This window comes from Rhodococcus sp. 14-2470-1b, from assembly GCF_002259415.1.
In the GTDB taxonomy this organism is placed as follows: Bacteria; Actinomycetota; Actinomycetes; order Mycobacteriales; family Mycobacteriaceae; genus Rhodococcoides.
On the sequence record NZ_NPFY01000011.1, the window covers coordinates 491,930 to 509,179 of the forward strand.

Annotated in this window: 21 protein-coding genes and 1 pseudogene; 13 read left to right on the forward strand and 9 right to left on the reverse strand. The window is 65.1% G+C overall.

Annotated features, from left to right (window positions below; translation table 11 throughout):
- Window positions 1–24: 24 nt before the first annotated feature.
- From CH293_RS09340 to CH293_RS09355, 4 genes and pseudogenes are all read right to left on the reverse strand, one after another.
- Window positions 25–711, reverse strand: coding sequence for a response regulator (locus CH293_RS09340; RefSeq protein ID WP_094720050.1), 687 nt, complete (start codon window positions 709–711; stop codon window positions 25–27).
- A pseudogene (locus CH293_RS09345) lies at window positions 708–1,802 on the reverse strand (ATP-binding protein); the annotation flags it as partial. The gene CH293_RS09340 and the pseudogene CH293_RS09345, both read right to left, overlap by 4 nt.
- A 32-nt stretch (window positions 1,803–1,834) precedes the next feature.
- Window positions 1,835–2,293: a hypothetical protein gene (locus CH293_RS09350; protein WP_037109716.1), complete on the reverse strand. Its 459-nt coding sequence runs from the start codon at window positions 2,291–2,293 to the stop codon at window positions 1,835–1,837.
- Window positions 2,294–2,300: 7 nt separating this feature from the next.
- A complete protein-coding gene (locus CH293_RS09355; RefSeq protein ID WP_094720052.1) occupies window positions 2,301–2,882 on the reverse strand; it encodes an RNA polymerase sigma factor in 582 nt (193 codons plus the stop codon).
- A gap of 193 nt (window positions 2,883–3,075) precedes the next feature.
- On the opposite strand from CH293_RS09355, the gene CH293_RS09360 reads away from it, so the two are divergent.
- From CH293_RS09360 to CH293_RS09390, 7 genes are all read left to right on the forward strand, one after another.
- Window positions 3,076–3,555, forward strand: coding sequence for an Asp23/Gls24 family envelope stress response protein (locus CH293_RS09360; protein WP_037109721.1), 480 nt, complete (start codon window positions 3,076–3,078; stop codon window positions 3,553–3,555).
- A gap of 14 nt (window positions 3,556–3,569) precedes the next feature.
- Window positions 3,570–3,845, forward strand: coding sequence for an Asp23/Gls24 family envelope stress response protein (locus CH293_RS09365; RefSeq protein WP_037109724.1), 276 nt, complete (start codon window positions 3,570–3,572; stop codon window positions 3,843–3,845).
- Between the two features lie 19 nt (window positions 3,846–3,864).
- Window positions 3,865–4,089, forward strand: coding sequence for a hypothetical protein (locus CH293_RS09370; protein WP_037109727.1), 225 nt, complete (start codon window positions 3,865–3,867; stop codon window positions 4,087–4,089).
- 13 nt (window positions 4,090–4,102) lie between these two features.
- Window positions 4,103–4,303 (forward strand): DUF2273 domain-containing protein, encoded by a 201-nt coding sequence (locus CH293_RS09375; RefSeq protein ID WP_037109731.1) that lies wholly within the window; start codon window positions 4,103–4,105, stop codon window positions 4,301–4,303.
- Window positions 4,293–4,637, forward strand: a complete 345-nt coding sequence (locus tag CH293_RS09380; RefSeq protein ID WP_230595541.1) for an Asp23/Gls24 family envelope stress response protein — start codon at window positions 4,293–4,295, stop codon at window positions 4,635–4,637. The genes CH293_RS09375 and CH293_RS09380 overlap by 11 nt, the downstream gene beginning before the upstream one ends.
- Window positions 4,634–5,512 carry a hypothetical protein gene (locus CH293_RS09385; RefSeq protein WP_094720053.1) on the forward strand — a complete coding sequence of 293 codons (879 nt, stop codon included), beginning with the start codon at window positions 4,634–4,636 and terminating at the stop codon, window positions 5,510–5,512. Before CH293_RS09380 ends, CH293_RS09385 begins: the two co-directional genes overlap by 4 nt.
- A 238-nt stretch (window positions 5,513–5,750) precedes the next feature.
- Complete coding sequence (locus tag CH293_RS09390; protein ID WP_052059253.1) at window positions 5,751–6,413, forward strand: DUF998 domain-containing protein; 663 nt, start codon at window positions 5,751–5,753, stop codon at window positions 6,411–6,413.
- On the opposite strand, the gene CH293_RS09395 is transcribed toward CH293_RS09390, so the two are convergent.
- On the reverse strand, window positions 6,348–7,085 hold the full coding sequence (locus tag CH293_RS09395) for an EAL domain-containing protein (RefSeq protein WP_037109738.1): 738 nt from the start codon (window positions 7,083–7,085) through the stop codon (window positions 6,348–6,350). The two genes, CH293_RS09390 and CH293_RS09395, sit on opposite strands and share 66 nt — an antisense overlap.
- Complete coding sequence (locus tag CH293_RS09400) at window positions 7,085–8,326, reverse strand: CdaR family transcriptional regulator (protein WP_094720108.1); 1,242 nt, start codon at window positions 8,324–8,326, stop codon at window positions 7,085–7,087. Before CH293_RS09400 ends, CH293_RS09395 begins: the two co-directional genes overlap by 1 nt.
- A 267-nt stretch (window positions 8,327–8,593) precedes the next feature.
- On the opposite strand from CH293_RS09400, the gene CH293_RS09405 reads away from it, so the two are divergent.
- From CH293_RS09405 to CH293_RS09420, 4 genes are all read left to right on the forward strand, one after another.
- Window positions 8,594–9,751, forward strand: a complete 1,158-nt coding sequence (locus CH293_RS09405) for an epoxide hydrolase family protein (protein WP_094720054.1) — start codon at window positions 8,594–8,596, stop codon at window positions 9,749–9,751.
- Window positions 9,752–9,862: 111 nt separating this feature from the next.
- On the forward strand, window positions 9,863–10,231 hold the full coding sequence (locus CH293_RS09410; RefSeq protein ID WP_020110410.1) for a YciI family protein: 369 nt from the start codon (window positions 9,863–9,865) through the stop codon (window positions 10,229–10,231).
- Window positions 10,232–10,242: 11 nt separating this feature from the next.
- Entirely contained in the window at window positions 10,243–11,466 is a 1,224-nt protein-coding gene (locus CH293_RS09415; protein WP_094720055.1) for an RNA polymerase sigma factor, read from the forward strand.
- A 101-nt stretch (window positions 11,467–11,567) separates the two neighbouring features.
- Window positions 11,568–11,936, forward strand: a complete 369-nt coding sequence (locus tag CH293_RS09420; RefSeq protein ID WP_094720056.1) for a VOC family protein — start codon at window positions 11,568–11,570, stop codon at window positions 11,934–11,936.
- Between the two features lie 18 nt (window positions 11,937–11,954).
- Here CH293_RS09420 and CH293_RS09425 read toward each other — a convergent pair whose 3' ends face one another.
- Window positions 11,955–13,265: an NAD(P)/FAD-dependent oxidoreductase gene (locus CH293_RS09425; RefSeq protein ID WP_094720057.1), complete on the reverse strand. Its 1,311-nt coding sequence runs from the start codon at window positions 13,263–13,265 to the stop codon at window positions 11,955–11,957.
- A gap of 84 nt (window positions 13,266–13,349) precedes the next feature.
- Here CH293_RS09425 and CH293_RS09430 point away from each other — a divergent pair, with 84 nt between their 5' ends.
- Window positions 13,350–14,267, forward strand: a complete 918-nt coding sequence (locus CH293_RS09430; RefSeq protein ID WP_230595542.1) for a LysR family transcriptional regulator — start codon at window positions 13,350–13,352, stop codon at window positions 14,265–14,267.
- 9 nt (window positions 14,268–14,276) lie between these two features.
- Here CH293_RS09430 and CH293_RS09435 read toward each other — a convergent pair whose 3' ends face one another.
- On the reverse strand, window positions 14,277–14,783 hold the full coding sequence (locus CH293_RS09435) for a hypothetical protein (protein ID WP_241483752.1): 507 nt from the start codon (window positions 14,781–14,783) through the stop codon (window positions 14,277–14,279).
- A gap of 39 nt (window positions 14,784–14,822) precedes the next feature.
- Window positions 14,823–16,259: a malate dehydrogenase (quinone) gene (gene mqo, locus CH293_RS09440; protein ID WP_255122778.1), complete on the reverse strand. Its 1,437-nt coding sequence runs from the start codon at window positions 16,257–16,259 to the stop codon at window positions 14,823–14,825.
- 67 nt (window positions 16,260–16,326) lie between these two features.
- Between mqo and CH293_RS09445 the strand changes: the two genes are divergently transcribed.
- On the forward strand, window positions 16,327–17,235 hold the full coding sequence (locus tag CH293_RS09445; RefSeq protein WP_037109758.1) for a LysR family transcriptional regulator: 909 nt from the start codon (window positions 16,327–16,329) through the stop codon (window positions 17,233–17,235).
- Window positions 17,236–17,250 lie beyond the last annotated feature (15 nt).

The window sequence follows — 17,250 nt, forward strand, 5'->3', positions numbered from 1 at the left end:
GGCACCCCAGTACCCCAGCACCCGCTACTTCAGTCGGTATCCCATCCCGGTCTCGGTCAGTAAGTGCCGCGGACGGGACGGATCGTCCTCGAGCTTCTGACGTAGCTGGGCTAGATAGATTCGCAGATAGTGCGTCTCACGTTCGTGCTTCGGACCCCACACGGTCTTCAGGATCTCGCGCTGGGACACCAGCTTTCCGCAGTTGCGGGCCAGCAGCTCCAGCACTCCCCACTCGGTGCGGGTCAGATGGACGACGTCCCCGCCGCGGGTGACGGTCTTCGAGGACAGGTCGACGGTGAACGAATCTGTCTCCACCACTGCGTCTTCCACCGCCCTCGGGCCGCGACGCAAGGCCGCACGCAACCGCGCCAAGAGCACGTCCATCTCGAACGGTTTGGTGACGAAGTCGTCGGCCCCGGCGTCCAGTGCATCCACCGTGTCGGCGGAATCCGTTCTCGCCGAGAGCACGACGATCGGAACGTCGGTCCATCCGCGCAGACCCCCGATGACTTCGACACCATCGAAATCCGGCAGACCGAGATCCAGGAGTACCACCTCGGGGTGAAAATCCGCCGCCAGACGGAGCGCTTCGGCTCCCGACGCCGCGGCCACGACGTCGTATCCACGCACTTTCAAGTTGATGCGCAACGCGCGAACGATCTGGGGTTCGTCCTCGACCACGAGGATGCGGATACTCGGCGATTCGGTCACTGCGCGCCCTCCGAGCTCTGCGACGGAACGGGCCGAGCACCCGACGCCCTCAGTTCCGAGGACACCGTCAGTTCCGAGGACACCGTCGGTTCCGGGGACATGAGCTGCACGGCCACCGTCAACCCTCCGCCCGGGGTGTCGAGGGCGCGGACGTGGCCGCCCATCGCTTCGACGAATCCGCGTACGACGGACAGGCCCAGGCCGACGCCTGCGCTGTTGTCGGTGTCCCCGAGTCGCTGGAAGGCGTCGAACATCGTCTGCTGGGCAGCTCGAGTGACACCTGGACCGTTGTCTGCGACGGTGATCGTCGTCTCGCCTCCGCTCTCCGTTGCACGGATGAACACCGTACTACCGGGAGCGTGCCGGACGGCATTGCTCACGAGGTTGGCCAGTACACGCTCGAGCAGGCCTGCGTCGGCGAGTACACAGGCGCTGCCGACGTCGGTGACGGTCGACGACGGATCGGCCTCCAGTCCGATCAACGCTCGCTGCACTGCATCCTCGACGTAGACCGGTGCGAGGGCCGGCCGTACCACACCTGCCTGCAACCGGGAAGAATCCAGCAGGTTCTCCACCAGAGACGTCAGCTGATCCGCCGACTCGTCGATGGTCGCGATCAGTTCGGCGGTGTCCTCGGCCGAGAACTCCACATCGGTGCTGCGGAGCGACGACGACGCGGCTTTGACGGCGGCGAGCGGGGTGCGCAGATCGTGACTGACGGCAGAGAGGAGCGCGCGGCGCAGTGCGTCCGCCTCGGCCAGAGCTGTTGCGCGACTGGCCTGCTGGGCGCGTCGAGCAGCGAGATCGACCAGGACGGCCACCGCCACTGCGACGACCAGCAGCACCACGGTGACGAGAAAGTTCTCGGGCTCGGCGATCGTGAGGCTGTAGCGGGGTTCGGTGAAGAAGTAGTTGAGCAGGAACCCGGAGATCAGGGCCGACAATGCTGCGGGCACGACGCCCCCGAGAAGGGCGACGCACAGGACGACGACGAAGAACAGCGCACTGATTCCACTCGAGTCGAAATCGGCTCCCAGCACTTCGATGAGTCCTGCCGCGGCACACGGAACCACCACTGCAGCAATCCAACTCGATGCTGCTCGTCGAACCGTGAGCCGACGGGTCACGGCCGGATCTCGATGTCGTCGACGTGCACGTCGACGTCGTCACGCGTCAGCGACACACCGAGGATCTCGGCCACGATCGACATGGCGATGCGCGCCAGGTCGTTTCCGACGGCTTGGAGGTCGCTGTCGTATGCACCGACCACCGAGAGCGATACCCCGGTGCACACGTGCCCGTCGGTATGCACGGCGATCTCGGTCGGCTGACACCCGTGAACTCCGGACAGCGCCCGCAGCACCGCGGTACGCACGACGTGATCGCTGACGCGCAGTGTGTCGGATCCACGGCCTTCCGGCGACGTGGGGAACTGCGCATCCACCGGCCACGTCCGACGGGTCGTCGCACGGACCTTGGAGATGATGGAGTTGCTGATATCGAACCAGCGCGGCTCCTCCGGCGCCTCCCGCAGCTCCCGCGCCGCCCGCTGCAACACCCAGTCGTCCGGTTCCGACGTCATAGCTGCATCACTGCCATGCCGCCAACCTTTCACTCAACGTTGCTCGGGCGCGAACCAGGTGACCGCGTACCGCGCTTGCCGACAATGTCATGATCTGCCCGATTTCCGGATGTGTCATCCCCTCCACTTCTCGCAGCAGCCAGCATGCTCGCTGCCGGTAGGGCAGTTCGGCCAGAGCACGCCCCAGATCCGCCATGAAGTCATCATTGGTGGCACTGACCTCGGGATCCGCGCGTGCATCGGTGCTTCGGCGCTCGAACACCCAGTCCTCGGCAGGTGCGACCGCACGCTTGCGCCGATGATCGACGACCTTGTGCGAGACCATCGAGAACAACCACGTCCGTAGTTTCGAGTCGCCCCTGAACGTATCCAATCCCTTCCACGCTGCGACGAAGGCGTCCTGGACCACCTCCTCGGCGGCCCCGTGATCGGAGAGCATGTTGCGGGCGTAGCGGAACATCTCCGGTCCGTACCTGGCGACGATCAGCTCGAAGGCGTCGGTGTCACCCAGAGCCGCGTTGCTGACGAGCACGTGGTCGGACAGTGGCCGGCCGTCGGACATGACGCGGCCAGGCAGCTCGTCGGTCATCGGAGCGTGTCCGCCATCTGTGCCCCCGTCCTCGAAGTGCTCGTGCCGCGTGTGCCCACCTGGACGAGATGCATTCGACACCGTTCTACCAGCGCTTCACAAGTGTGACGCACGCCACTATTTTCAGACGTGCGCTTTTCCGATTTCGCTACGACCTACTTGGCGTCACAATCGATTCGCGAGAGGACAGAACATGAGCACCCAGACGCTGGACAAGTCGACAGAAGCCGCATCCGGAACGGCTGCCAAGAGCGCGACCACAACGTCCGCACTGGTCAGCACCACCGGACGCACCACCATCGCCGACACCGTCGTATCGAAGATCGCCGGTATCGCCACCCGCGAGGTCCAGGGCGTGCACGACGTCGGCGGCGGAACCTCCCGCGCCATCGGTGCACTCCGCGAGCGCATCCCAGGTGCACGCGTCAACCAGTCGCAGGGTGTGTCGGTCGAGGTCGGCGAGCGTCAGGCAGCCGTCGACATCGACATCGTCGCTGAGTACGGAGTGTCGATCGCAGATCTGGCGTCGGGCATCCGTCGCAACGTCATCACCGCCGTGGAGCGGATGACGGGCCTCGAGGTCACCGAGGTCAACATCGTCGTGCACGACGTCTTTCTCGACGAGGGTGACGACGAGTCCGGGCAGGAAGTGTCCGGGACGCGAGTTCAGTGACATCAGGACCCGATATGGGCGCACCCGACGTCTCGGAAGTCATCGCCGACGCGGTGACCGCGACGGCGGGTGTCGCGGGTCTGCACGGCGGTATGTTCGGTGAAGCCGCGACATACCTGCCGGGCAGGCGCGTTTCCGGCGTTCGGATCCGTGAGGACGGAAGCGTCGACGTGCACGTGATCTTGCGTCAGGGCAGCCCGATTCCGGCCACTGCCGACGCGATCCGAACGGCCGTAGCCGCTGTGGCCGACGGACCGGTTCACGTCACCGTCGAGGACGTAATCCGCTGATGATGCGGTCCACTCACGCATGAGCCGTTCGGCCGAGCACACCGCCGCCCGCCGCGCGGTGGCGAGAAAGCACCATCCGGACGTCGGCGGCGACCCGGCTGTGTACGCAGCCGAACTCGCCGCCGTCGACCGCAGGTTTTCTCGCGCACCCACCACGATTCGTCGGCGCACGTGGAAGCACTACTACCGCAGGATCTTCGGGCCCGCAGGGCGGCTGCGGTCCAAACGTTACTTCGACATCTAGCAGGAGCATCATCATGACGACGTCCACCATCGGCTTGTTCGTAGGACTTCTGTTGGCCATTGCGGCCGCTGCCGGCGGATTCACCGGATTTCTCTTCGCCGTGATCCTCGCGGTCGTCGGATTTGCCGTCGGTCGCTACATCGACGGCGAACTGGACGTGTCGATGTTCCAGAGCCGCGACGCGTTCTCGCGTGGCCGCCGCCATGACCGCTGACGAACGAGGCCACCTCGAGGTACGAGTTCGCGCCGTCACCCGCATCGCCGAGATCACGGCGAGCCGGGTGGACGGCGTGGAACGCGTCACCGGTGGTCTCACCTCGAAAACCCTGCCGCGCGTGGAGGCAACCGTCCGAGACGGAAAAGTGAGGGCGACGGTCGAAGCCGCCACGCGGTGGCCGACGCCCATCGCCGAGGTCGCTGCGCGAGTGCGAACCAGCGTGGCGGACGACCTTCGGAAATCCAGTGGGCTGGAGGTCGACACTGTGGATGTCGTGATGCGTTACGTCGCGCCGGAGAAGGTCACGAGTTCAGGGAGGCGAGTGGAATGACCACACAGGTATCGCCCAAGGCCGCGCCTCGCGCGAGTGCAGTCGCTGTGGTCCTCGCGTTGGCCCTCTGTGTCGTCGGTGTCGTTCTCGGTCGCGACACATCGATCGAATTCGGTTTCGTCGACGGTGCGCCATGGATCGCGCCTGCGATCGACTGGGTTCTGGGCGTCACCGTACTCGGCGCGATGCTGCCGATCGGCGTCGTCACCGCGGTGATCGGGCTCGTCCTGATCATCTGTGCGGTGTTGCCGCGCAGCCGAACTCACCGGCCGTCGGGTTCCGATGGGGTGTGGATCGCCAAGGGCACAGCGCCGGCACGAACTTCGTCGATCAGTGTCGGTACCGCCGCTGTCGACCGTCTGGTCACCGCGCTGGTCGGCATCCTTCTCGGCGCAGCCGGACTGGCGGCGGCCGCGTGGGAACGCGACCGGCTACCACAGTTCGTTCACGACGCCAGGCGGACGGTCGAGTCGTGGAACCCCACCGGGTGGGCAGACACGTCGTGGTGGCCGTGGGCGCTCACCGGCGCCACGGTCGTCGTATCCGTCGCTGGGTTGTACTGGCTGTGGGCACACCGGCCCAGGCGTGCCGCCTCTTTGATCGGTACCGACGACGCCAAGGTGGATCTGACCTCCGCCGCCCAGAACGCTGCCGCAGCACTGGCCTCGTCACCCGGGGTGGATGCAGCCAGCGGTCGTGTGGTGGACACCGGAAAGCACCGACTGCTCCGTATCTCTGCCCGCGCAAGCGACGCGGGCGCACCGTCGGCAGATCTCCTCGCGTCGGCCGCTGCACTCCGCGAGACCTGCGCCAGTGCCATGTCCGGACTTTCGGTGGACACCCAGGTGTTGATTCAGCCGCGTCGGGCCAGGTAATCGAGGGCGAGGGCATCCTGAGAATCGGTCGGGTGCTCTGGGCAGGTAGGCGTCGACGAGCAGAGCCGTCGTTCGGGCTGCACTCTCAGGTTGGGCACGTACAGTCACGCCATCGTCCGTACAGCGTTCACCGAACGCCGACTCGCCACGAAGAGAGTTCCTTATCGCCTCACCGACACCCACCCACGACGTCCATCACGCTGCCGCAGGAATTGCCTGGGTCCTGTGCTTCGCCTACTTGCTCGCGGAAGTGTTCACCGCGGCAGCGTGGAGTACCCCGTACAGCTTCGAGGAGAACTCGATCAGCTCGCTCGGGGTGACGACGTGCCACGTCGGGTCCTGCTCACCCCTGCACGACGTCATGAACGCTGCGTTCGTTGCCCTGGGGGTCCTGACTCTCGTCGGAGCACTGTTTCTGCATCGCCACATCAGAAGTGGACGGGTGAAGAAGGCGATCCTGTCGCTCGCCGTGATCATCGCGGTCAGCACCGCGGCAACCGGACTCTTTCCCGCCGACGACGGAACCATCCTGCACTGGGCCGCCGTGCTACCCGGCTTCATCGCTCGGCACGTGGTTCTGGCGTTGATCGCCTGGCACTTCTGGCGTGAGCGACGAGTAGTGGCACTCTGGTCCGCAGTCTGTGCACTCGTCGGTGTCGTCGGCGCGATCCTGATGCTGGCGCAGACATTCGGATTCGGTCTGGGGGAACGCCTGGCGCTCTACCCGATGCCCACGTGGATGGCCGTCACCGGCACAGCAGTACTCGTCGCGCTGGCCCGCCGGACGGTGCTGCGGCGGTTCGACGCGAGATGGCTTCACGTCGTCTTCCGCGCGTCAGCCGAATCGGGCCCGAAGATCGGCGCCCGCAGCAGCGGCGCCGAACAACCAGCCCTGCCCTAACGTCGCACCGAGGCCGAGCGCCCGCGCTCGATCCCGCTCGGATTCGATGCCCTCCGCGAGGATCACTGCACCGGTGGACGCGACGTACCGTCGGACGGCCGACAGGGCGCGCATGCTTCCGAACGCACGGGGCCGACGCAGCACCGACGCGTCGAGTTTCACGATGTCCGGTTCGACGATCGGCAGCGCTTCGAGAGTGCCGCGGTTGGCACCGACGTCGTCGAGAGCGATGGAGAATCCGCGCCGTCGGGCCGAGGTCACCATCGACCGAAGCCTGTCTGCGTCCCCGACGAGTCCGCGTTCGGTGATCTCGAGAACCACCCGTCCGTCGCCTTCCAACGCGTCGAGATGTGCCTCGGTTCGTTCGATATCCGTGATACCCGACGGCTCGTAGTTCAAGTACAGCGCCAGTCCGCGCCGCAGATCTGCCGAGCGTGCTTCCTTCAATGCCGCGGCACGACAAACGAAGTCGATGTCCGACACCACACCACGCGTGCGGGCGAGAGCGAACACCTCCGCGGGATCGACTCCGACCACCGTCGGCCACCGAGCGAGCGCCTCTACTCCGACGACGTCACCGCTCCGCAACGCGACCACCGGCTGGAAGCACGGAACCATGTCGTCGATCGCGACGAGTGCGGCGCGAGCGGACAGAGACGTGACCGGCGCCATCACACCGTTCTCTTCGGGTCGAGCGAGTCCGCGATCAACGCAGCGTGGAGCGATCGGAGTCCGGACGACTTCATCGGATCGATTCCGGTGATCTGCTGAATTCGCTTCAGCCGATAGTCAACGGTGTTCGGATGTACCACAAGCTGTTTCGCCGCCTTCTTACGATTGGCCTCGGTGGAGACGAACACCTGAAGGGTCGGCAGCAGATCCGGTACGCGGCGCAGTGGATCCAGCATCCTCTTGAGATGTCGGCGGCCGACACCTGGTCGAGCGATCTGGAACTCCAACGCCAAGTCTGCGATTCGATACACGCCGGGTCGATAGTCCAAGCGCTGCACCAGCCTGAGCAACTCGTAGGCATTCTCCGCGGCAGCCGCGATGCGCGATGTCACCGACACCGCCGCCGAGGCCGACACGGGAACGCCACCTGCCTCCGTCAACCGGGTGATCAGGGATTCGACGATACCTGCCACCGGATCCGGCACGAGGATCGTTCCGCCGGTCGCACTGAGAATCGCCAACGGCGGCTCGGCAGCGTGGAAGTCGGCAAGCGCGGATCGAATTCGCTGCAGTTTGCGAGTGGCCGCTGCCTCCCGTGCGACAGGGGCGCCTACCTCCTCGGCGTGCGGAGGAAAGTGCACCGCGACGACTTCGTATCGCTCGGCGAGCTCGGTGCCGTGCCTCTCGGCGATGGACGCGGCACTCTGGTCCCCGGTGAGCAGGGCGGTGACCAATGCCTGCGTCTGGTCCTGACCCTGCGCTGCCACGGCCTTGTACTCGTCCAGATACCCCGACGAGACCACCTCGGACACCACGTCGAGAAGTCCGAACATCAGCACTGCGCCGTCGACGAGCGCCCCGTGCTCACCGTCCACAGCGCGCCCGGCGATCATGCGAAGGCATCGCGAGAACCCCTCGTGGAACGCATGCTGGATGGCGGCCAGCGGAACGCCGATTCGAGCCCACTTGCCCGCGGACCGGCGCAGCCTGCCGAGCGCTTCGGCCGACGGCTGTACGCCGCTGTCCAGTACATCCGCCGCAAGCGCCACGCATTCTGCGGTCACCTCGGCGACGACGGTCCGGCCGGACCTTCCGGTCAGCTCACGACACTGGGTGGTGTCGAGGACGTGGTCGATGATCTTCTGCGTCGAGTCCCGCGCGACTCGAAGTTGATGGGATGCCGGACGCCCTCCCAAGCTCAGCCCCTCTGCCGAATCGGAGGACACCATCGTCGTTGCCATACGCTTCTCACCTTCCGAAACGTTCGGGGCGGCCGGGGCGTCCGCCATTGTCGTAGAAGGTCACGATAGAGCAACAAACGGACCGAGAGAATGTTTGGGTGCCTGAACATGGATCTGAAGTTGGATTCGGGGACATCTACTCACGCATTCGGGCCTGCAATTGTGACGAGTCCACGGCAGAACTGGACATTTTCACATTTCAACAACGCACCCGGGATTCAGGATTGCGGACCGGAAATGTCCGCAATCCGCTCTAGCTTGGGCTACATGAACATCAGCGACTTCACGATCGACATACCGCAAGCGGACCTGGACGACCTCGCCGCCCGGCTGACGCGAACCCGCTTCCCGAACGGCCGCGCCACCGGATGGGAAACGGGGACCGACCTCGACACGATGCGCCGCCTCACCTCCTACTGGGCGCAGGAGTACGACTGGCGCAGCATCGAAGCACGCCTGAACGAGTTCCCACACCATCTCGCCGACGGCACTCTGCATTTCGTCCACGCCCGATCGGATCGTCCGGACGCCCGTCCGATACTGCTGCTCCACGGCTGGGCAGACTCGTTCGCCAAGTACGTGGGGATCATCGACGCATTGCGCTACCCCGTGAACGCCGATGCGCCGGCGTTCCACGTGGTGGTGCCATCCCTGCCCGGATTCGGATTCTCCGAACAACTGCCCGACGGCGACGCGGGCCCGGAGACCACGGCCGCACCGCTCGTCGCGCTGATGGAGACCCTCGGGTACGACCGGTACTTCGTCCACGGTGGCGACTGGGGCAGCGTCGTCGGCCAGGAAGTGGTGCGCGCGAACCCGGACCGGATACTCGGATTGCACCTCACGGACATTCCGTTTCCCAACCTGTTCATGGTCGACCGAGAGTCCGTCACCGATGACGAGAAGACCTTCCTGGAAGCGCTCGACTCCTGGAGCGAGAACGACGCCGCCTACGTGTCCATCCAGTCGTCGAGGCCCTTGACTCTCGCCTACGGTCTCAGCGACTCGCCGGTCGGCCTCGCAGCCTGGATCGTCGACCACTTCGGTCGCCTCTCGGACTCGTTACCGAGCGGCGAGGACTTGATCACCAACGTCATGACCTACTGGGTACGCAACTCCATCCACTCATCGACGCGCTTGTACAGCGAAGGTGCAGCCTGGGATGAGGACAGCGGCGATCAGGACTGGGCAGGTACCGAAGACTGGGCAGATACTGCAGACTGGGACCAGGTCATCCACGTTCCGACGGCAATCGCTTTGTTCCCCAGAGACATCGGCCGGCCACCGCGCGAATTCGTGGAGCGCTTCTTCGACGTCGTCCGCTACACGGTCCAACCTCGTGGTGGACACTTCGCCGCCCTCGAAGTGCCCGAACTCGTCGTCGCAGACATCCAGGCCTTCGCCGGGGATCTGGAGGCCGGGTAGGCCGGCGTACGGATTCTCTTACGTGTCGATTTCGACAACCCTCGATCGTCATGTCTACGTACAACCACGAAGGATCCGGTACAAAATGGACATCGACGCCAGGAGAGAAACATGCGCTACACCTTGATCCTCAACAATGCCGAGCCCGAGGAGGGCGTCCTCGACCAGGAGACGATCGCCCAGATGCAGGAGGCGTTCGGAGCGTACGGCCGCGCACTCGAGTCCGCCGGTGTGCTCGTCGCCGCGGAAGTTCTGACATCCAGCTCGTCCGCGAGAACGCTGTCTCTACGCACCGGCGAACTGCAGGTTCAGGACGGTCCCTTCGCGGATACGAAGGAAGGCGTCGGCGGTGTCTTCGTGATCGAGGTACCCGACGAGGACGCCGCGCTCATGTGGGCCGAACGGTGCCCCGGCGCGCAGTACGGAGTGCTGGAAGTTCGAGCGGCCGCCACCTCCTTCGTCGACGGCGCGTGGACCTGAGAGGCCAACCGATGAGTGCAGTGCAGGAGTCGGCCGAACATGCTGTGCGCACGTCGTACGGCCGGCTCCTTGCCCTCCTCGCATCCGCGGACGGCGACATCGTGGCCGCCGAAGATGCCCTCGCCGACGCCCTGGAACGGGCGCTGACCACCTGGCCCCGCGACGGCGTGCCCACCGATCCCGACGCCTGGCTCCTCACCGCCGCCAGGAACAAGCGTCGGGACGTCTGGAAATCGGCGGCACACCGAACCTCGGTAGCGCTCGATCCCGTGGTCCACGCCGAATCGCGTCTCGACGACATCGATGTCGATGCACTGCCGGACAAGCGCCTTCAGCTGATGGTCGTGTGTGCCCACCCCGACGTCGACCGTGCGGTCAGGACACCGCTGATGCTCGACGTCGTGCTGGGGTTCACGGCCAAGGACATCGCGCAGGCGTTCGCGCTACCCGCCTCGACGATGGCGGCACGCCTGGGCCGAGCGAAGAAGCGCATCCGGGATGCGCACATCCCGTTCGAACTTCCCGATCGGAGTGCCATGCCGGCACGGATCGACGCAATTCGTGAGGCCGTGTACGGTGCGTTCGCGATCGACTGGAACGCCTCGGGATCCGAAGTGCGAGACAACATGATCGGTGAGGCAATGCACCTCGCCGAGACACTGTGCGCGGTGTTACCAGAGGACGCGGAGGCGCACGGGCTTGCCGCGTTGATCGGACTGTCCGCCGCACGAATGCCGGCACGCTGCCGAGGCGGGGTACTGGTTCCGTTGGCCGAGCAGGACTTTCGACTGTGGGACGCAGACCTGTTGCATCGCGGGGAGCAGCACCTCGCCGCGGCGCACCGCCTGGTGGCTGCAGGCTCCAGTGCACTCGGGCGTTTTCAACTGGAAGCAGCTGCCTCCGCCGTGCACTGCGGCCGCCGAAAGACCGGCCGAACGGACTGGACCGCGTTGCGCGAATTGTATTCCGCACTACAGACATCGGCACCGACAGTCGGCAGCGCCGTGGCACTCGCCGTCGTCACCGCCGAAACCGACGGCGCCCTCGCTGCACTGCATCTGCTCGATCGAACGAACGGAACCGAGCGATTCCAGCCCGCCTGGGCCACGCGCGCTCACCTGCAAGCTCAGCTGGGTGACATCGACTCCGCCAGATCCGCCTACGAGAAAGCCATCTCCCTCACCGCGGACCCTCCCACCCGTGCCTATCTGAACAAGCAGTTACATCGGCTGTGAAACCGAGGCGCATTCACAGCCCGCTCGTGCACCACGATGATTTCCAGCGCGCCGTCGAGTCCACCTCTGCGTAGGGACAGACATCGACCTTGGAGGTAACCATGACCGACGCACATGTCACCGGAGTGAGAATGGTGGCCATACCCGTCGCCGACCAAGACCGTGCAATCGAGTTCTACTCCGTTGCACTGGGTTTGACGAAGTCCGCGGACCGTGTGATCGAGGAACTCGGATCTCGTTGGGTGCAGATGAGCGCTCCCGGTATCGAGATCGCGCTACTGAAGGAGTACCCGGGGTTCTCTGCGGGCCGCGATACCGGCGTGCGGTTCGTGACAGGGGACGCCGGAGCCCTGCACGCCCACCTCGTCGGGCACGAGGCGAAGGTGAACGAACTTCTCCTCTGGGAGGGGCTGCCGCCGATGTTCGAGTTCGACGACATCGACGGCAACACCCTGTACGCAGTGGAGTGAAAACAATCGGCCTTGCTCCTAGGCTGCTTCGCGGTCCTCGTGCTGTTTCGCCTGCGTGAGTACGGCGGATTTGTCCGTGTACTGAAAGTGCGGGCGCTTGTCTCCGATGTACGAGCTCATCCACGACACCACGGCCACGTAGCGGTTGCGGAAGCCCACCATGTACATCAGGTGCACCGCCAACCACATGACCCACGCGACGGGGCCGGACATGTCGACCTTTCCGAACAACCGCACCACTGCACTGAACCGGCCGACGATCGACATGCTTCCCTTGTCGGTGTACGCGAACGGGGTTCCGGCTTCCGTCTTTCCGGTGATGACCTTCGCGACGTGGCGGCCCTGCTGCATCGCGACGGGCGACTGACCGGGCAGACCGTTCAACGATGTCACGTCGCCGATCGCGTAGATGTCCTTTGCCGTACCGACGGTCAGGTCGTCGTGGACGAGAAGCCTGCCGGCGCGGTCGGTCTCGCAACCGGTGCGTTCGGCGACGGTGGCCGCCAGATCGCTGGCCTGCACGCCGGCCGACCAGATGACGGTCTTGGCGGCGATGGTCCGCGACGTTTTCGTGTCCACGTCCTGAACCGTCACCGCGTCGTCGACGATGTCGGTGACCATGGCTCCGGTGACAACCTCCACGCCCGACTTCTCCAACTTCGCGCGGGCGTAGGTGCTGAGCTTGCCGCCGAATGCGGGCAACACGTCCTTGACGCCGTCGACGAGCGTCACCGTCACGTCGTCCGGATGGATGTCCGGGAAGGATCCGGCGAAGTACCGCTGGGCGAGATCCCTGATCTGCCCGGCCAATTCCACACCGGTGGCACCGGCGCCGACCACGACGAAGCTGAGCAGCTCCTTCCTCGCCTCCTGGTCGGAAGTCTGGTGAGCAGTCTCGTAGCAGCTCAGGATCTGCTCGCGCAGGGCGACGGCGTCGTCGACGGTCTTGAGCGCGAAGGTGCGGTCCTTGAATTCGTCGCGTCCGAAGTACGCCTGCGTCGCACCCGTCGCGACGATCAGTCGGCCGTACCCGATGGTGTGGCTACCGCCTGCGCCGATGTAGGTGACCTGGTGCAACTCGGGGTCGACGTCGACGACCTTGCCGAGCCGGACGTCGGCCGATTCGTAGCGGGCGAGGATACGCCGGACGGGTGGAGCGATCTCGCCCGTCGACAGCATGCCGGTCGCGGCCTGGTAGAGAAGCGGTTGGAACAGGTGCTCCGTCGTGCTGGAGATGAGCGAGAACTTCACGCCGGCCTTGCCCAGAGACTTGGCCGCAGCCAACGCTCCGAATCCCGATCCAACGATGACGACCTCGTACGTATCCACTGGTTTTCCTTTCCAATCGAGCAACCACACTCCATGAAACGCCCCGGCCAGTGGTCTATCAACGGGAAATTTGGAATAGAATCGATGAGTAAAACTCATGAATGGAGCGCTGTGGAACTTCGGCAACTGAAGTACTTCCTCGCCGTGGGCGAGGAGTTGAGCTTCTCGCGCGCCGCCGAACGGTGCTACGTCTCGCAGTCGGCGATCAGCCTCCAGATCGGCAAACTGGAACGCGAGATGGGCGAGTCACTGTTCGAACGGTCGTCGCGCTCGGTCCGATTGACCGTTGTCGGAACACAATTGATGTCCATCGCACGTCACATGGTCGAGCTCGAGCAGTCCGCGCTCGCGTTGACGGCCAGGCGCCGGAATCAGCTGCGACTGACCGGCAACATGACATTCGCGGCCAACGCAATCGCCGCGATCGTCCAAGTACGCGAGCGGCATCCGGAAGCCGAGATCGATTTCGTTCTGAAACGATTCGCCGAACAGATCGAAGCCGTCACGTCGGGCGACTGCCAGGTGGCCTTGATCCGAGGCAACGTCGAGCGCTCCGGTCTCGAAGTCACCGAACTGTGGAAGGAGAACCTCGTCGTCGTTCTCGCCGACAGTCACCCGCTGGCATCCGGGCCGGATCCTCGACTCGAGCAGCTCGCCCAGTACCCTCTGCTCCTACCCAAGCGTAGCGAGCAGATCCTGCTGCATCGGGTAATCGAAGGAGCAATGAAGAGAAGTGGTCGACGCCTGGCCTTCGGCCCACCTATCGCCATGGACCACACGGCAAGCGCTGAACTGCTCAACCACCCTGAATGCTGGTCCATCATCTACGCGAGCACGGCCGAGAGCACTCCGAAGACCGGGCTGGTGTTCCGCACCGAAGCGCAGCGCAGACTGAAACTTCCCGTCTCGGCGGTGGTCGACTCGTCCATCCCTCCGACGGATATTCAGCGGGATCTCATTGCTGCACTTGCCGATACAGCGCCGTCGCCGGTGCCGCTCTGACGCGCGGTGTCACAGGATGCCGGACTCGCGCATCTGCTGCACGACGAACGCCCCGGAGTAGACGTCGATGTACGTCCGTTCCGTCTGATGCGGCGAGAACGCGACCCCGAACCGAACCGGGCCCGGCTCGGACCGCGACACCGCGATGTCGACCGAGTATCGACCGTCCGGGGTGCTCACATCACCGGCGCGATAGAGGTAGTCGGCGACTCCCACCCGAACATCACGTTGCTCTGCTTTCTTTCCTGCACCGGTGATCTCCCGGAATGAGATGGAGTCCAACCCGACACACGAGTAGACCCGCGCGAAGACGTCGCCCTCCGGGTCCACCCAGCCTCCGCCGAGCGCACCACCCGCCTGCGACAGCCACTCGTCGGCCCACTCGGGAGCGGTCTCCCCAGTCACACGCAGATCCGACGCCACCGCGTCGCTGCAACTGGGGTCGCCCGGCTGCGGCGCGGCACACCCGCCGATCGCAGCCACAGCGACCAGCACAGGCGCGACAACCTTCTTCACCGCTTCCACCACCTCATCCCAGACCGCCGGCGACACTCGTCACCGAAAACCATACCTTTCGGATTGTTCCTGCAGTGCGTCATGCCGTGGGACGGGAGCAGCCAGCATCGCGTCGAGCCGCGGCTGCCACTCGGTTCGATCGTCGGCGAAACATCTCGTCAACACCTCGATCATCGCTCCGGGCGCAACCGAGGCGCCGGGCGAGGCACCGAGCAAGCCCGCGATCGATCCGTCACCGCCGGTGACGATTTCCGTGCCGAACATCAGATCGCCGCGAAATCTGCTGCGTGGCTTGATCACCTGAGCTCGCTGACCGGCCTGGATCAGTCGCCAGTGCGCGGGATCGGCGTCGGGGTAGAACGTTTCGAGTTCGGCGAACTTTCGTTTCGACGACGCCAGAACCTGCCCGGCGAGATAACGGACGAGGGGGAGGTTGCGGATACCGACCGACAACAGAACGGGAAGGTTTCGAAGGCGGACGGTACCGAAGAGATCGCGGAGACGCCCGTGTTTCAGCAGGCGGGTGCTGAAGGTCGCGTACGGTCCGAACATGAGCGACGTCATGCCGTCGACATGCCTTCTGTCCAAGTGCGGCAACGACATCGGGGGTGCACCGAGCGACGGTTTACCGTAGACCTTCACACCGTGCCGCGCGACGACCTCCGGGGCATCGGTGAACAAGAACTCGGCGCCGAAGGGAAACACTCCGTACCCGCGGATTTCGGGAACACGAGCCTTCTGCAACAGACGCAGTGCGTAACCGCCGGCGCCGACGAACACGAACCGCGCGCGAACCTCGAACACCCGCCCGGTCGACCGGACTCGACCCGAAAGATGCCACAGACCGTCCGACGTGCGGCGCAGACGTGTCACCTCGTGGCCGGTGCGGATCAAGCACCCGCTGGCCTCCATCGTCCGGCCGAGCGATTCGGTGAGCGCGCCGAAGTCGATGTCGGTCCCACCGGCGTCCCAGGTCGCCGCGATCCGCTCGTCCGGCGCGCGACCGTCGACGAGCAACGGCGCCCAGCCGCGAATTCGATCACGATCCTCGGAATACTCCATACCCTGGAACAGGGGGTTCGACTTCAGCGTCTCCCATCTGACTCGCAGGTAGTCCGCATCGACATCGCCGAACACCACGTCCATGTGAGGCACTGCGTTCAGGAACGACGGATCGAGGTCCCCGCTCCGCGTCAGCGAGTCCCAGAATGCCCTCGACACCGCGAACTGCCGTGCGATCTGCTCGGTCCGGGACGAGTCGTCGGCGTCGGGCATGTAGTTGAGTTCGCACAGACCTGCGTGACCGGTACCCGCGTTGTTCCACGGACCCGAGCTCTCGCCGGCCAGCCGGTCGAGTCGCTCGAACAACGCGATCGACCTGTTCGGCAGCACCTTCTGGATCAGCGTTCCGAGGGTCGTGGACATGACGCCGCCGCCGACGAGCGCGACGTCCAGGATTTCCGCGTGTGATGTCATGCCGTCAATGCTGGCGGCGACGAGACCGTTCCGTCCAATGAGAAGTTCGAGCAATTATCATGCGGAAATGGATGACTACTCGTTCGACCGCCCGGAGTCCGTAGCGCCCCTGCTCGCCGCCTTCGACGCCGTCGCCGCGGAGGGCCACGTCACCCGCGCGGCCGCCCGGCTCGACGTGCCCCAATCCTCGGTCAGCAGAAGGGTGCACAGCCTCGAGCGCATCCTCGGGTTGGCGCTGATACAACCGGTGGGTCGCGGGGTCACGCTGACCGCGTCGGGCCGAGAGTTGTTCGACCGCACCCACCATGTGATGCGGGAACTCGACGACGCTGTCGCCGCGGTGCGGTCCGACGCCGATCCGGACAGCGGAGTCGTCGGGTTCGGATTCCCTCTGACGCTCGGATCCCGTTCGGTGGCCGCCCTTCTGACGGACTTTCATGCAGTCGCTCCCCGCGTCAGGGTTCGACTGGTGCAAGCACACGGCGAAGCCCTCGCGGACATGATTCGCGACGGCCGATTGGATCTCGCCGTCATGATTCCTCCGCCCGACGATCTGGACGTGACGGTGCTGGGCAGCCAGCAGATCTTCGTCCACGTAGCGGCCACACACCCGTTGGCGTCTCGTCGGGCACTCGCGGTCGAGGATCTCGCCGACGAAGCCTTCGTGGCCAGCCCACCGTCGTTCCAGCTCCGCACCCTGCTCGACACGTGGTGCGCGGAAGCCGGATTCGTCCCGCGGGTTCCCTTCGAGATCAGTGAGATCGACACCATCGAGGCACTCGTACGAGCCGGGCTCGGGGTCGCGCTGCTACCCAAACCGGAGGTCACCGTCGCCGGAGTGACGACCGTTCCCTTGACCGGTGACCGCACTCGATCGGTCGGGCTGGCGACGGGTCGACGCCGACCGACAGCTCCCGTCGCGCACTTCCATCGTCACGTCACCCACCACGCGCAGCAGCTCATTGTTCGACCCTGAGCGCTCGGAGCCCGC

What these genes read in the sequence shown, in the direction of transcription:
- CH293_RS09350 (WP_037109716.1), bottom strand. Translation starts at nt 2,293, where the DNA reads ATGACGTCGGAACCGGACGACTGGGTGTTGCAGCGGGCGGCGCGGGAG.
- CH293_RS09355 (WP_094720052.1), bottom strand. Translation starts at nt 2,882, where the DNA reads ATGACCGACGAGCTGCCTGGCCGCGTCATGTCCGACGGCCGGCCACTG.
- CH293_RS09360 (WP_037109721.1), top strand. Translation starts at nt 3,076, where the DNA reads ATGAGCACCCAGACGCTGGACAAGTCGACAGAAGCCGCATCCGGAACG.
- CH293_RS09365 (WP_037109724.1), top strand. Translation starts at nt 3,570, where the DNA reads ATGGGCGCACCCGACGTCTCGGAAGTCATCGCCGACGCGGTGACCGCG.
- CH293_RS09370 (WP_037109727.1), top strand. Translation starts at nt 3,865, where the DNA reads ATGAGCCGTTCGGCCGAGCACACCGCCGCCCGCCGCGCGGTGGCGAGA.
- CH293_RS09375 (WP_037109731.1), top strand. Translation starts at nt 4,103, where the DNA reads ATGACGACGTCCACCATCGGCTTGTTCGTAGGACTTCTGTTGGCCATT.
- CH293_RS09380 (WP_230595541.1), top strand. Translation starts at nt 4,293, where the DNA reads ATGACCGCTGACGAACGAGGCCACCTCGAGGTACGAGTTCGCGCCGTC.
- CH293_RS09385 (WP_094720053.1), top strand. Translation starts at nt 4,634, where the DNA reads ATGACCACACAGGTATCGCCCAAGGCCGCGCCTCGCGCGAGTGCAGTC.
- CH293_RS09395 (WP_037109738.1), bottom strand. Translation starts at nt 7,085, where the DNA reads ATGGCGCCGGTCACGTCTCTGTCCGCTCGCGCCGCACTCGTCGCGATC.
- CH293_RS09400 (WP_094720108.1), bottom strand. Translation starts at nt 8,326, where the DNA reads ATGGCAACGACGATGGTGTCCTCCGATTCGGCAGAGGGGCTGAGCTTG.
- CH293_RS09405 (WP_094720054.1), top strand. Translation starts at nt 8,594, where the DNA reads ATGAACATCAGCGACTTCACGATCGACATACCGCAAGCGGACCTGGAC.
- CH293_RS09410 (WP_020110410.1), top strand. Translation starts at nt 9,863, where the DNA reads ATGCGCTACACCTTGATCCTCAACAATGCCGAGCCCGAGGAGGGCGTC.
- CH293_RS09415 (WP_094720055.1), top strand. Translation starts at nt 10,243, where the DNA reads ATGAGTGCAGTGCAGGAGTCGGCCGAACATGCTGTGCGCACGTCGTAC.
- CH293_RS09420 (WP_094720056.1), top strand. Translation starts at nt 11,568, where the DNA reads ATGACCGACGCACATGTCACCGGAGTGAGAATGGTGGCCATACCCGTC.
- CH293_RS09430 (WP_230595542.1), top strand. Translation starts at nt 13,350, where the DNA reads ATGAGTAAAACTCATGAATGGAGCGCTGTGGAACTTCGGCAACTGAAG.
- mqo (WP_255122778.1), bottom strand. Translation starts at nt 16,259, where the DNA reads ATGACATCACACGCGGAAATCCTGGACGTCGCGCTCGTCGGCGGCGGC.
- CH293_RS09445 (WP_037109758.1), top strand. Translation starts at nt 16,327, where the DNA reads ATGGATGACTACTCGTTCGACCGCCCGGAGTCCGTAGCGCCCCTGCTC.